Here is a 14,865-nt window from a genome sequence, read left to right on the forward strand (position 1 = left end):
CTTAAATAAGTTTAATATTCCAATTTATTGCCGATATGTATTTTCTTTTGTTAGAAAAAGCTGACTTTGGACTTGTTTATGAAGTCAAAGTCAGCTACATCATTGAAAAACTTCAGCAATTAAGCTGTTGTTTTTTCGTTATCATCTTTTGTATAGATTGTGCCGTCTTCTAATAATAGCTTTGGCTCTACTTTGTCGCTAATTGTTTCTGCTGTAATGATACACTTTTTGATATCCTCACGAGATGGTAATTCAAACATTACATCTAGCATTGTCGCTTCAATAATTGAGCGTAAGCCACGAGCACCTGTTTTACGTTCGATTGCTAATTTTGCAATTTCAACTAACGCATCTTCCTCGAATTCAAGCTCTACATGATCAAGTTCCAACATTTTTTGGTATTGTTTAGCTAATGCATTTTTCGGCTCTGTTAAGATTTGAACTAATGCATCTACATCTAACTGTTCCAATGTAGCTAACACTGGTAAACGTCCGATAAACTCTGGAATTAAACCAAATTTTAATAAGTCTTCAGGAATTAATTGAGACATTAATGAACCATCTTCATCGTTCCCCTTATTTGGGTTTGTACCAAAGCCGATTACTTTCTCACCTTGACGACGTTTAATAATCGTATCAATACCGTCAAACGCACCACCTACGATAAATAGGATGTTCGAAGTATCGATTTGTAAAAACTCTTGGTGTGGGTGCTTTCGGCCGCCTTGTGGAGGAACGCTTGCAACTGTACCTTCTAGAATTTTTAGTAATGCTTGTTGCACACCTTCACCTGAAACATCGCGTGTAATCGATGGATTTTCAGATTTACGTGCTACTTTGTCGATTTCATCGATATAAATAATCCCTTTTTCAGCACGTTCAATATCGTAATCTGCTGCTTGGATTAATTTTAGTAAGATATTTTCTACGTCTTCACCAACATAACCAGCTTCTGTTAGGCTTGTTGCATCTGCAATAGCAAATGGCACGTTTAAAATACGTGCTAACGTTTGGGCTAGTAATGTTTTACCACTTCCCGTTGGACCGATTAAAACGATATTTGATTTTGATAATTCCACATCATCAATTTTTGAATTTGAATTAATGCGTTTATAGTGATTATAAACAGCAACTGCTAATGCTTTTTTTGCACGCTCTTGACCGATTACATATTCACCTAAAATATTTAAAATCTCTTTAGGTTTCGGAATATCTTGGAATTCAATTTCTTCCTCAATCCCTAACTCCTCGACTACAATTTCTGAGCATAATTCGATACATTCATCACAAATATATACACCTGGCCCTGCAACCAGCTTTCGAACTTGTTCTTGTGGCTTACCACAAAAAGAGCATTTTAAATTGCCTTTTTCATCATTAAATTTAAACAATTCGGTTCACCCCTATTCAAGCAACAATCTTACAAGATTCTATTCGTTTTATCAAATATATTGACTGCACGACGTTACTTCGTTGTTTTAAATTATTATATTTCAAAATTGTGAGAATACTAGGTAAATTCCAAAAATTGATAATGTCCTAGCTTTTTAACAATAGGAAAATATATTTCTATGTATGTATTATGTCATATTTCATCATTATGTAAAATCAGAAGCATTTATGTGATAAAACAAGGCACGGCAAAAAACCGTACCTTGTTATCATCTACTATATAATTCAGTTTTCATTACTTCAATTTCAATAAACAATCGCTCAATGAAATCAAGTAAATAATCGCTATCCATTCCTTACCATGGTGAATAAATAGCCTTTGCTACTGAATATAAATCAAAAGATATTAGTTGATTTTAGCGTTTTCTACTAAGAACTCAACTGTTTTTTGTGTGCGGATATCGTTCTCAAGGATCGATGTACCACCTAAAGCAGTTAGGATTTGGTCTTTGTCCATACCAAATTGTGCAGCCATTTTTTCGATTTCTGTATTGATATCTTCTTCAGATACTTCGATGCTTTCAGCTTGACCAATTGCTTCTAATACTAAAGAAACTTTTACGCGACCGCCCGCTTCTTCTGCCATTTGAGCGCGTAATGCAGCCTCATCTTGACCTGAGAATTGGTAGTAAAGGTCTAGGTTCATACCTTGCATTTGTAAACGTTGACCGAATTCTTGGATCATACGGTCTACTTCAGTATTGATCATGCCTTGTGGAATTTCAACTTCCGCGTTTTCAGCAGCTTTTTCAACTAACTCATCACGTAAAGATGCTTCAACGTCAGCTTCTTTGTTAGCAATAGTCGTTTCTTTTAATTTAGCTTTTAGAGCTTCTACAGTTTCAACTTCTGAGTCGATTTCTTTAGCGAACTCATCTGTTAATTCTGGTAATACTTTTGTTTTTACTTCTTTAATGTTTACCACGAATTTCGCTTCTTTACCAGCTAATTCAGCAGCGTGGTACTCTTCTGGGAAAGTAACTAATACGTCTTTCGTTTCGCCAGCTTTAGCACCGATTAATTGTTCTTCGAAGCCTGGAATGAATGAACCAGAACCGATTTCTAATGGGTAGTCTTCACCTTTACCACCTTCGAATGCTTCATCACCTACGAAACCTTCGAAATCGATTACAGCTGTATCGAATTCTACGATAGCTTCATCTTCTTTAATTTCTAATTCAGCTTTTTTCGCTAATTCAGCGTCAATCATAGATTGAATCTCTTCATCAGTTACTTCAGCAGATTGTTTTGTTACTTCTAAACCTTTGTAATCGCCTAATTTTGGTTCTGGTTTCACTGTTACTGTTGCAGTGTAAATGAAGTCAGCACCTTTAGCGAAGTTTTCTGTACCAGCGATTTCCGGGTAGTCAACTGGCTCGATACCAGCTTCATCTAATGCTACTGGGTATGAAGAGTTAATCACGATTTCTAAAGCATCTTGGTATAATGCTTCTACACCGTACATTTTTTCGAATACTGGACGAGGCATTTTTCCTTTACGGAAACCTGGTACGTTAATTTGTTTTACAACTTTTTTGAAAGCTTGGTCTAAAGCTTTATCAACTTCTACAGCTTCTACTGTTACTGTTAATAAACCTTCATTACCTTCTTGTTTTTCCCATTTTACTGACATGTATAATTACCTCCAAAATTAACTTTCGTTTGATTTACAACTGTCATATATATTGTTTGACAACCATTTTAGTATAACATAGATGCACAATGTTTCAACAATTTTCACTACCGTTGTAAATCAGTCATAGATTCTAATTTTTGTAAAAAATCATCAAGTTCATCATGAGCTTCTAGTATTTCGCCGAACATTGTTTTCACGAAATTAACGTAACTATTTGCTACATCTTCACTATTGTAGCCGCTCCACTCAAATGGGTACAGCACAATTGCATGTTTGGCTACTAAATGGTTTACAGCCTCCAGCATCGTTGGATCTTGCTCCAGCGTCTCTGTTATATGCACCATCACCGCTTGAAATTGTGGCAGCTTCGTTGGTAATTCCAACTGAGCAGGATTTATTGTATCCATGTGATTAAACTTTGCAAGTGCAATTGGTATATTTACTTGTTGTTCTACTAATAAAATCAGTAACAAACTTTGAATAAATGGATGAACAGATTCGGTTTCGATGATAATCTTTAATTCTTCCACAAATGGTCGAATGTTTATATCTGTCATTTCATGAATTTGTAATAACTGCTGTTGCACAGTAAGTTGTAAAAAAAGATGTACGTCAAAATCATCATCATCTTCATCGATTGTTGTTTGCAATAAATGTGCCTCTTGGTTTTCGGCAATTTCAGCATTTAATTTTTTTAAACGTGTAAACTTATCAATTTCATCGCTTGGAATTATATCTTCTTCTAATAGAGACTGAATGATTTTTTCTACTTGTTTAAACTGACGAAGTTGCATACAAATCGTTAAATATAATTCCATTACTTCAAAATACATGTTCGGCCCTTTTGCAAGTATGTCCTCACAAATTTCTTTCGCACGTACATAACTTTTCGTTTCATAAAGTGAATATGCAAAAACACTCAATGAAACTTCATCACCTTCCTCTAATAGCAATGCCTGTTCGAACAAATCATTTGCCTCATGATAACGACTTAGCTCAGCTAAAGATTTGGCCTCATTGAATAATCGTTCAACAGTACCCGGAAATAAAATAACTTTCCGCGATGATTTATTATTTTCCATCTAGTTCAACTCCAATAATTGTGAAGTAGTATAATGTCGCTATTTGTTTCAAAATTATATCACACTAATATTTTATTAATCATGGCTCTAAAATTCACAAATTTAATATTTATCATAATTTACATTAATTGAAAAATGTATATACTAAGTACTAAGATACATATAATTCTCTCTTTTTCCTTTTTACATAATTCATTATTCCCGTTCAGTTCAGTAAATAATCTAATTTATTATATAAAGGGGCGTTTCAAATGGTTGTACTTTCTGAAAATGTAATATTAGAGTTTAAGCCACGTTTCGAAAAGTCTTTAGAAAATTTACCGATTACCGTTGTTAGTCGTAGTACCGCGATTGTCAATGAATCCGAATATCCTGTTAAATTCGATTTTATTACTGAGACATTAGTTGATTACAAGAAGCAAGTAGTGACAACAAATATTATTAAAATCGAAGGAACGATTCCTGGATCAATTAAAATCGGTGCGCTTATGGTGGTTCCTCAACATTTATACATTACATGTGAATATGAAATTTTATCAATTACAAACAATGAATTAAAAACTTTAATTCAAAATGAAAATCCGATGTTTTTATATAGTAACTGGCTTCTTGAAGCGATTGAAAACGAAACATTGGTATTAGAGGTAAAAACAGATACAGGACAAACGGTAGACTGGCCTGTAGGAATTAAAAACGCATATTTCTTATAATATTTTTGGAGATGCTAATCATTTAGCGTCTTTTTTTATTCCACTATTGTTTTTTCAATATACCCATTTCATTTTAAATTTTCTAATGTCTATTGTATACTAATCGCTATGCACATTTCAGTAGATTTATATAAATGAAAGAAGGAAAACGTAACATGAAATATGGATTTATCGGGCTTGGCAATATGGCGAGCGCTATTATACACGGAATGATTACAAGTGAATACTTTGTGCCAACAAATGTATATGGGATTAATAGATCTATCGCAAAAACAGAAAATTTAATTGATAAATATGCTATTCAAGCAGCTACTTCTATAGAACAGTTAGCAAATGAAGTGGACGTCATCATACTTGCAATAAAGCCACAAATGTTTGAAGATGTTCTGCCAACAATTAAGAAACACTTAACTGACAAGCACATCATAATTTCTATCGCAGCCGGAAAATCACTTGAATATTTACACGAACAATTAGGGAATGACACAACAATTTTTCGTGTAATGCCAAATATTAATGCGACAATTGGTGCTTCGACAAGCTGCTATTCTACCCTTAACGCCAGCCAAACACATAAGGAGTTAGTTGAACAATTATTTTCAACAATAGGTTCGATTGTTGAACTACCTGAAAATTTATTCTCGATTTTTACAACAATCGGTTGTTCTTCACCTGCTTTTACCTACCTTTACATTGATTCATTGGCTCGCGCTGCTGTTCGCGAAGGAATGCCTAAGGATATGGCATTAGAAATTGCGGCAAGTTCGGTATTAGGTAGTGCAAAAATGGTACTAGAATCCGATTCGCATCCATGGGCTTTAATCGACCAAGTTTGTTCACCAGGTGGCACTACGATTCAAGGTGTTACTTCACTTCAAGTAAATCATTTCGAAAGTACCATTTATGAAGCTGTAGATGCTGTCACTACGAAAGACGCATTGATTCAAAAACAAACTGTATAATAATTTGGAGAATAAATTATTTCACTTTGGCTATTTTTAATTTGATACTTTCTGCTACGCTACGAGTGGCCAACACGATGTTGGTCACGAATGCGTTTCCACACCATGTGGTACACTTAGCAAGTGTTCCACTTTTCCGATAGGCGTGCCTTCAAATTTTGAATAAAAGCTTTGCGACTAGTAACTGCAGGAGCAACCCATTGTCACCTACCTGTTTGCCCCCTAAGTGTATTGTGTGCCCCTGTTCCTACGTTCTCTCCACAACCCCCAAAGTTATGTAAAAGCTTATTAGAAAAAATCACTCCATGCTACAGTGACGCCCCATAGTTCCCCAACCCTCTTCAAACTAATTTTAATCCGCTCGCTAACCCAATTTTTCGTCTCTCAAATTAGGACCTACCTTTAATTTCTTTACAATTGACACAATCAAAAAAAATTTTTATAAAACATAATTGCTAACTTTAATACTATTTTATATAATCAATCTTGTTTCGAATTGAAACAACTCTATAAAAGATGATTGGGAGCGTGACAAGAAATTGGGTAAAGCATTGATTATTGGAGCTGGCGGTGTAGCTAGCGTAGTGGTACACAAATGTGTACAAAACTCTGAAGTATTCGAAGAGATTATGATCGCGAGTCGAACAAAATCTAAGTGCGATGCTTTGAAGGAAAAATTAGATGGTGGTAAAACGATTATCCACACAGCACAGGTGGATGCGGATAACACTGAAGAACTAATTGACCTAATCAATGGATTTAAACCAGATGTGGTAATTAACGTAGCTTTACCATATCAAGACTTAACTATTATGGATGCATGTTTAGCAACGAAGACTCACTATGTAGATACAGCTAACTACGAGCCTTTAGAGACAGCTAAATTCGAATATAAATGGCAATGGGCTTATAAAGAGCGTTTTGAAGAAGCTGGTATCACAGCACTTCTAGGTTCTGGTTTCGACCCAGGCGTAACAGGCGTATTCACAGCGCATGCACAAAAGCATCACTTCGATGAAATTCACTACATCGATATCGTGGATGCAAACGGTGGCGACCATGGCCTTCCATTCGCAACAAACTTCAATCCAGAAATCAACATTCGTGAAATCACAGCGAACGGTCGTTTTTGGAAAGAAGGCAAATGGGTTGAAACAAAACCTTTAGAGCACAAAATGGTATACAACTTACCAGAAATCGGCGAAAAAGATTGCTACCTTCTATACCATGAAGAATTAGAATCTTTAGCGAAAAACATTAAAGGATTAAAACAAATCCGCTTCTGGATGACATTTGGTCAAAAATATTTAACACATTTAAACGTGCTTGAAAACGTTGGAATGACTTCAATCGAGCCAATCGAATTCCAAGGCCAAATGATTCAACCAATTCAGTTCTTAAAAGCTGTTTTACCAGACCCTGCAACACTTGGTCCACTAACTAAAGGTAAAACAAACATCGGATGTATCGTTCGCGGCATTAAAGATGGCGAAGAAAAAACATATTATGTATACAACATATGTGACCACCAAGAGTGCTACCAAGAGGTTGGCTCACAAGCAATTTCATACACAACAGGTGTACCAGCAATGATTGGTGCAATGCTTGTGATGAACGGCGAGTGGCAAAAACCAGGTGTTTGGAACGTAGAAGACTTCAATCCAGACCCATTCATGGATGCGCTAAACAAATGGGGCTTACCATGGCAAGAAACAGAAAATCCAGATTTAGTGGACTTAGACTTCACAAACCCTAATAAAGAGGTTAAATCATAATGGCGAGCGCGAAAGCTGATTTAAAACCCATTATGACTGCTGCTCTTGAAAAAGAAACAGGCATTAATTGGAATGAGGCACCATCACCTGCCTTCGTTGTAGACGAACGCCTACTAGAACGAAATTTTAAGCTGTTAAAATCAGTCCAAGACCGTACAGGCTGTGAAATTTTACTTGCATTAAAAGGGTTTTCAATGTGGTCAACATTCCCAATGGCTCGCGACTATTTAGCAGGAATCACATCTTCTTCTTTATTTGAAGCGCGCCTTGGTTTCGAGGAATTCGGCAAGGAAGTACATGCATATGCACCTGCCTATGCAGAACACGAAATTGACGAATACTTAACATATGTCGACCACATCGTCTTTAATTCATTTGATCAGTTAAATAAGTATAAAGACAAAGTATTAAACCACGAGAAAAATATTTCGATTGGTTTACGCGTCAACCCTGGTTATTCTGAGGTGGAAACACCACTTTATGACCCGTGCTACATTAACTCTCGCCTTGGGATTCCAGTTGAGTCATTCCGACCTGATGAACTAGACGGGGTGGAAGGCATTCACTTCCATGCGATGTGTGAGCAAGGTGCTGACGTACTAGAACGTATTTTAGTGCACTTTGAAGAAAAATACGGTCAGTACTTACACCAAATGAAGTGGGTGAACTTCGGTGGTGGTCATCATATTACGAAACCAGGTTATGATGTAGAACTACTTGTAAAGCTAATTAACCATATTCAAGACACATATGATGTCAAAGTAATTTTAGAGCCAGGTGAAGCAATTGCGCTAAACACAGGTTATTTAGTCGCTACAGTGCTTGATATCGTACACAACGGCATGGAACTAGCAATTGTTGATTCTTCAGCAACTTGCCATATGCCAGATACGTTAGAAATGCCGTATCGTGCACATATTATCGGCTCGGGTGAAGCAAACGAAAAAGCATATACATACCGCTTAGGTGGCATGACATGCTTAGCTGGTGATATTATCGGTGATTATTCATTTGATGAGCCATTAAAAGCAGGCGATAAGCTCGTATTTACAGACATGGCGCATTATACAATGGTGAAAACGCATATGTTCAACGGTGTAAATTTACCAAGTATTTGCTCTTATAACGATGAGGAAGGTATGAAGGTAATTCGTACATTCCACTATGAGGATTATAAAGGCCGCTTATCTTAAAATTCAAAAAGACATCATCTCGTGCCCAATAGCGCAAGATGATGTCTTTTCTTTATGTGGATTTTATCGGATAATTGATACTTTCCTATCCATCAAAAATGTTATAGTCATATGCTATTTTTACTTTATTTTGGCGTTGGAATAAATAGTGAGACGAACGACGGCTGCCATATGCCCTGCTCATTTTTTGCCATTCCTACACCTGCTGGTAAGCCGTTTTCCCCTGTAAACATCACCCATCCTTCAGTATCTGTATCTTGTTCAAATTCACCTTCTTGCAGTCCATTAAAATATGTGGCAATTAATATACGATTGAGCTCTGGCGTAAATAGCTGCTGGTGTAGCGCTTTTGTTTTTTCATAATATGCCTTTACCTCAAAAATTTCTGAAGATTGAGCCGTTGTAAAAAGCGCCTCGTATGTTGGAAAATCCATCTCTATTTCGCTCAATAAATACATTTTCGCAATTACTACAGGTGAAATATGTCGTAAACGCTCTAAATCATGATCGATTTTAAATGCCTCAAAAACAGCCTGCTCCTCAGCCGTCAATGTCAGTGCCAATTCATCTGACGCTTGAATGGCTGTCACCTTACCAGCTAATTGTCCCTCGTTAATTTTCAATAATTGATGCTGCTCTACATTTTGATAAACAAGCAGCTCATCCTTTGCCGCCTTAATCGTTTCATTCGCAAATGACGAAAATGTTACGCCATGCTCCTGAAAATAGTAGGGATTAAGAAACGGGTCTCGCTTATTCATTTCGGTTAATTTTTCACCAAGCCCTCGTACCTTTAGCACCGTACCATTGACAGTAATTTGTCCCTCATCCATCGTCACAGAATCATTCGCTAAACCGAGTACAGTCGAGACAATGATTCCACCAGGAGTATAGTAGGCGACGTAATCCCCGTAAGTAATTGGTGCGTCCTTATCTATGACCATTGGCAAACTCTCTAGCATCCATTGTTCGCCAAGTAAACGCGCATAACTGGGTTCAATAACCTCTAAACCTGTTACATCATCTAGTAACGGCAATAACGTCTCACTTTCACTTGCAGTTAGAACACTTTTTTGAGGTGCAAATTGTGCAATCAGCAACATGCCAATAAGACAGCACACTGCAACTGAAACAGATAGTACTTGCCAATTTTGTTTTTTTGGTGTTGGCTTCGTTTGTAGTAAACGCTGTTTTAGGTCATTCGTAAATGGTGCGTCTTGCTGTAATTCTTGCCTTAATTGTTTTTTAAATCCCATCATAAAATGCCGCCTCCAACTCCTGATTGTTTTTTAATAGTTCCCTTGCACGACGAATTCTTGTACGCACGGTGTTTTGTGAAATCTTTAATAAATCGGCAATTTCAGCTACCTCAAATTCCTCGTAGTAGAATAAGATAATTACTTCACGATAATAAACAGGCAATGCAAACACACTATCTTTTAACGTTGTAAACGATTCTATTGCTAAGTATTTTTGCTCACTTGAAGGTTCATTTTTACGCACTGGGAGTAATTTCGTTAACAAATTTTTGCGCTTTTGTTTGCGCAATTCATCATGACAACAATTAATTGCAATACGCGTTAAATAGGTTTTTATCGAGGCATCGTTACGGAAATCCTCTTTATGTAGTAGAAACTTCATTAATACGTCCTGTGTAATTTCCTCTGCAAGCTGAATATCCTTCACGTATAAATAACTAAAATGATATAAATATTCGCCATACTGTTCTATGATTTGTTCCACCGATCACTCACCTCTTTTCAATTCTACAACTTAGACGCATATTTTCTGAAAAATTGTTCAATTAATTCAAAAATATTTTTTCAATAGCATTCTTTTGAACAAATAATTATAAAAATGTTAAACTTACTTTTAGTAACTAAAGGTAAAGGAGTAACCTAAAATGAAAAACTTTGAATTTGGGATTTATTCACTAGCGGATATTGGGACTAACCCATTAACTGGCGAAACACCGAGCCCTTCGCAGCGACTTCGGGAAATTTTAACGATGGCAGATTTAACAGAGCAACTTGGACTAGATCTATTTGGCGTTGGAGAGCACCATCGCTTAGATTATGTCGTTTCTGCCCCACCCGTTGTTCTATCCGCAATTTCACAACGTACAAAACGTATTAAATTAACAAGCACAACAACGGTATTAAGTACGGTTGATCCAGTACGTTTATTTGAAGACTTTGCTACACTCGATTTACTTAGTAATGGTCGTGCTGAAATCTTAGCAGGTCGCGGGGCATTTATTGAATCATTTCCACTGTTTGGCTATGATACGAAAGATTACGATGCATTATTTGAAGAAAACTTATTATTACTACAACAATTGAACAGCAATGACCGTGTCACATGGAATGGACAATTTCGCTCTTCATTACGTAATGCCGATATTGCCCCTCGTCCAATACAAAACGAAATTCCGATTTGGGTTGGGGTTGGTGGTACTCCTCAGAGCGCGATTCGTGCAGGAAAACTCGGTGTTGGTATGGCATTAGCGATTTTGGGTGGCCCTCTTGACCGTTTCCAGCCTCTTGTCGATTTGTACAGAGAAGCAGGACAGACGCATGAGAAAATTTTAAATGTTGGTGTTACAGGACATCTATTTATTGCTGAAACAACCGCGCAAGCACGTGAAGAATTTTATCCGTTTTATAAAAATTATTGGCAGTATGTCAATCAGCAGCGTGGTGGCTTAGGCTTCCAATTATCCTTTGAACAATTTGAAGAAATGACTGCTCCAAATATGGCGTTATTTGTTGGTAGTCCTGAAGCGGTTGCTGAAAAAATTATTAAGCAGCATCAACTTTTTGGTCACACTCGCTTTTTAGCACAACCAGATATCGGTGGGCTGCCAATTGAATTAATCGAGCGTAGCATGAAGCTATTTGCTGAAAAAGTAGTGCCCCTTGTGAAAAACTATATACAGCAACAGTAAAAAGCACGGAACAACAGATTTTCACGTTGTTCCGTGCTTGCTATTTTCAAGTTGATTGGTAAGTTGAATATGGGGCTTTAACCAATTCCATCACTCCGTACCATTTACTGCTTTTATCATACTTGAAAATTCCATAAAAAAACACCATAGCAAAATACTATGGTGCAAAGATTTAAGTGCCACAATAACTCACAAATGGTGGTGAGTCATCTTGTGGTGGCTCGGTAAATTTTGAGTCTGCTGTTGTATACGGATTTGTTACTGCTTGTAATAACTGTAAAAAAAGTGCTGGCTCCCCTTCCACGAATTCGTTAATCGCTTGTTCAACGACATGATTACGCGGGATAATAACTGGGTTCACTGTTTTCATAATGTCTCTTGCTTCTTCAATGGTCGTGCCTTGTGCATCTAAACGTGCAGGCCATTGTTGTTCCCATTGTAAAAATTCTTCTGATTGGAACAATAGATTTTTTGGATATACTCCTTCCGTTAGAGCACGGAATGTATTTGTATAGTCAACTTCAAATCGCTCCATATACTCAAGCAATTGTAAAATGAGTGCCTCGTCTTGCTCATTAGTTGATAATAGTCCTAACTTTTCGCGCATTTCACTAAAATAATAGCCTTCAAAGGCACTCGGGAACCTTTCAACTACCGGTTGAGCTAACTGAATAGCTTCTTCTAAATCAGTTGCAATTATCGGCAACAAACTTTCGGCAAATCGTGTTAGATTCCATAATGCGATGTTCGGCTGATTGCCATATGCATATCTCCCTTGCGTATCAATTGAACTAAAAACTGTTGCGGGATCAAAGGTATCCATAAATGCACATGGGCCATAATCAATTGTTTCACCACTAATCGTCATATTGTCCGTATTCATGACACCATGAATAAAACCGACACTTTGCCATTTTGCTACAAGTGCTGCTTGCTTGTCTAAAACACACTCTAGCAACGCTAAATAACGATTTTCATCCTGCAAAATTTCAGGATAATGACGTGCTATTGCATAATCTGCCAATGCACGCAAATTCTCAATACCTGCAAATGTTGCCGCATATTGAAATGTCCCAACACGCAGATGGCTTTGTGCAATACGTGTTAATACTGCGCCCTCTAACGCCTGTTCCCGATAAATCACATCGCCTGTAGAAGTGACTGCTAAGCTACGGGTTGTCGGAATACCGAGCGCATGCATTGCTTCACTGATGATAAATTCACGCATCATTGGGCCAAGTGCTGCACGTCCATCGCCACCACGAGAATACGGCGTGCGCCCAGAGCCCTTTAGCTGTACATCAAAACGATCACCATTTGCTAATACATGTTCACCCAATAACAGTGCGCGGCCATCACCAAGCATATTTAAATGACCAAATTGATGTCCTGCATATGCTTGTGCAATTTGTGCAGCACCTTCTAGTTCTAAATTTCCGGCTAATATTTTCGCACCTGACTGTAATAATTCATCCGCATTTAATTGTAATTCCTGCGCCAACGAACGATTAAAAATTGCAATCGAAGGCTTTTTTACACGATTCAGCTGAACTTTCGTAAAAAAACTTTGTGGTAACGTTGTATATTTATTGTCAAATCGAAAACCAAATTGTTGTTGTTGCAAAAATTTCACCTCATTCTTTCTTATGTTTATTATAGCCGTCTGTATTTAAACAAACCAAAAAATAGACATAACCATTTATGTTCCATCACTTGATAACATATAGACATCATTGCAAGTCCCTTATGTAAACGCAAGATAAACGTTTTCCACTATAAAATATTTTTGTAAAAAGTTATAGTAAACTAATAAAACTATCGTTAACCAGCTATAAATATCCGGTTGACATACTACAAAATTCCACCTATTATTTAAGTTAACTAATTTAAATTCCTAGTTAACTAAAGGAGTACTCAAATGAATACCATTACCTCAACAAATAGCTTTAAAACGATTGATTTAGTTTATTGCGGACTATTTTCTACTTTGATGATGATCGGTGCAAATATTACATCATTCGTACCCTTTTTAGTAATTGGCGGTGTTCCAATTACATTGCAAACCTTTTTCGCGATTTTAGCTGGTCTTGTACTAGGAGGCAGAAAAGGGGCCATTGCTTGTACAGTCTATATGTTAATCGGATTAGCAGGTGCACCAGTATTTTCTAAATTCACAGGTGGTTTCTCTGCCATTCTATTTCCAACATTCGGCTTTATCATTACGTTTATCTTATGTGCGTATGTAGCAGGTAGAATTGTAGAACACTACAAAACAAAAACATCTTATATCTTTGCAGCTCTTATTGCGCTAGTTATTAATTACGTTCTAGGTACAACTTGGATGTATGTTGCTTATAAATTTTGGGCTGCTGCACCAGAAGGCTTTAGCTATGGGATGGCTTGGTTATGGATGTTGCCTCCGATGCCAAAAGATATCATTCTAGCCATTTTTGCGGGTATTTTTGGGTACCGTATCCAAAAAGTACTTAAAATTTTACCGATAAAATAATTGTATAGGTAATTATTTTAATAACCCTACACGAGCCCCTTACAAAGTAGAAGCTTTATTTTTCCAATTTCTTTTTCTTTGATATAATAAAGTTAATTACAAAGGAGGAATTCTCTGTGTCGAACCATTATCAAAATATTGTCGTTGCAGTAGACGGCTCAAAATTATCAGACTATGCATTTAAAAAAGCAATTGATGTAGCAAAACGAAATGTGGGCTCTACCCTACATATTATTCATGTAATCGATACTAGTGTAGCTACTTCATTCGATATGCTATATGACAATATGGTAGAATTAATTCGCAAGCACGGCGAAGTATTATTAGACGGATGCGAAACACAAGCAAAAGATGCAGGCATCGAAAATGTAGAAAAAATCTTAACAAAAGGTGTGCCTAAACAAGTATTATCAAAAAAATTACATGAGCATGTACAACACGATTTAATCATTTGTGGTGCAACAGGTGTTAATGCAGTAGAACAAGTCTTCCTTGGCTCAAACACTGAAGCAATTGTACGCCACGCAAAATGTGATGTTTTAGTAGTACGTACACCAGAAGAGTAAACGAAAGGGTATGAGGATTTTTGTCCTCATACC

At 36.8% G+C, this 14,865-nt stretch carries 13 protein-coding genes; 7 read left to right on the plus strand and 6 right to left on the minus strand.

The genetic code is table 11. The features are described from left to right. Positions 1-119 precede the first annotated feature (119 nt). The 3 genes from clpX to LZ480_RS10200 form a co-directional block, all read right to left on the minus strand. Complete coding sequence (clpX, locus tag LZ480_RS10190) at positions 120-1,391, minus strand: ATP-dependent protease ATP-binding subunit ClpX (RefSeq protein ID WP_241369326.1); 1,272 nt, start codon at positions 1,389-1,391, stop codon at positions 120-122. A 407-nt stretch (positions 1,392-1,798) separates the two neighbouring features. After that, on the minus strand, positions 1,799-3,085 hold the full coding sequence (tig, locus tag LZ480_RS10195) for a trigger factor (RefSeq protein WP_241369327.1): 1,287 nt from the start codon (positions 3,083-3,085) through the stop codon (positions 1,799-1,801). 107 nt (positions 3,086-3,192) lie between these two features. Beyond that, positions 3,193-4,170 carry a tetratricopeptide repeat protein gene (locus tag LZ480_RS10200; RefSeq protein WP_241369328.1) on the minus strand — a complete coding sequence of 326 codons (978 nt, stop codon included), beginning with the start codon at positions 4,168-4,170 and terminating at the stop codon, positions 3,193-3,195. Positions 4,171-4,421: 251 nt separating this feature from the next. On the opposite strand from LZ480_RS10200, the gene LZ480_RS10205 reads away from it, so the two are divergent. The 4 genes from LZ480_RS10205 to nspC all read left to right on the plus strand — a co-directional run bounded on the left by LZ480_RS10205 (position 4,422) and on the right by nspC (position 8,810). Further along, complete coding sequence (locus tag LZ480_RS10205) at positions 4,422-4,880, plus strand: hypothetical protein (protein WP_241369329.1); 459 nt, start codon at positions 4,422-4,424, stop codon at positions 4,878-4,880. A 134-nt stretch (positions 4,881-5,014) separates the two neighbouring features. Then, entirely contained in the window at positions 5,015-5,842 is an 828-nt protein-coding gene (gene proC / locus LZ480_RS10210) for a pyrroline-5-carboxylate reductase (protein ID WP_241369330.1), read from the plus strand. Positions 5,843-6,381: 539 nt separating this feature from the next. Next, positions 6,382-7,617, plus strand: a complete 1,236-nt coding sequence (locus LZ480_RS10215; protein WP_241369331.1) for a saccharopine dehydrogenase family protein — start codon at positions 6,382-6,384, stop codon at positions 7,615-7,617. Between the two features lie 32 nt (positions 7,618-7,649). After that, positions 7,650-8,810, plus strand: coding sequence for a carboxynorspermidine decarboxylase (gene nspC / locus LZ480_RS10220; protein WP_241369555.1), 1,161 nt, complete (start codon positions 7,650-7,652; stop codon positions 8,808-8,810). A 125-nt stretch (positions 8,811-8,935) separates the two neighbouring features. Here nspC and LZ480_RS10225 read toward each other — a convergent pair whose 3' ends face one another. Further along, the gene (locus tag LZ480_RS10225) at positions 8,936-10,069 is read right to left on the minus strand and encodes a hypothetical protein (RefSeq protein ID WP_241369332.1); all 1,134 of its coding nucleotides are present in this window, start codon (positions 10,067-10,069) and stop codon (positions 8,936-8,938) included. Next, entirely contained in the window at positions 10,056-10,553 is a 498-nt protein-coding gene (locus LZ480_RS10230; RefSeq protein ID WP_241369333.1) for an RNA polymerase sigma factor, read from the minus strand. The genes LZ480_RS10225 and LZ480_RS10230 overlap by 14 nt, the downstream gene beginning before the upstream one ends. A gap of 160 nt (positions 10,554-10,713) precedes the next feature. Between LZ480_RS10230 and LZ480_RS10235 the strand changes: the two genes are divergently transcribed. Next, entirely contained in the window at positions 10,714-11,757 is a 1,044-nt protein-coding gene (locus tag LZ480_RS10235) for an LLM class flavin-dependent oxidoreductase (protein ID WP_241369334.1), read from the plus strand. Between the two features lie 172 nt (positions 11,758-11,929). Here LZ480_RS10235 and LZ480_RS10240 read toward each other — a convergent pair whose 3' ends face one another. Beyond that, positions 11,930-13,381, minus strand: a complete 1,452-nt coding sequence (locus LZ480_RS10240; RefSeq protein WP_241369335.1) for a protein adenylyltransferase SelO — start codon at positions 13,379-13,381, stop codon at positions 11,930-11,932. A gap of 294 nt (positions 13,382-13,675) precedes the next feature. On the opposite strand from LZ480_RS10240, the gene LZ480_RS10245 reads away from it, so the two are divergent. Together LZ480_RS10245 and LZ480_RS10250 are read left to right on the plus strand one after the other, a co-directional pair. Further along, complete coding sequence (locus LZ480_RS10245) at positions 13,676-14,266, plus strand: biotin transporter BioY (RefSeq protein ID WP_241369336.1); 591 nt, start codon at positions 13,676-13,678, stop codon at positions 14,264-14,266. 116 nt (positions 14,267-14,382) lie between these two features. After that, positions 14,383-14,832: a universal stress protein gene (locus LZ480_RS10250; RefSeq protein ID WP_241369337.1), complete on the plus strand. Its 450-nt coding sequence runs from the start codon at positions 14,383-14,385 to the stop codon at positions 14,830-14,832. Positions 14,833-14,865: the final 33 nt, after the last annotated feature.

Origin of the sequence: Solibacillus palustris, assembly GCF_022549215.1 — a bacterium.
Lineage (GTDB): Bacteria > Bacillota > Bacilli > Bacillales_A > Planococcaceae > Solibacillus > Solibacillus daqui.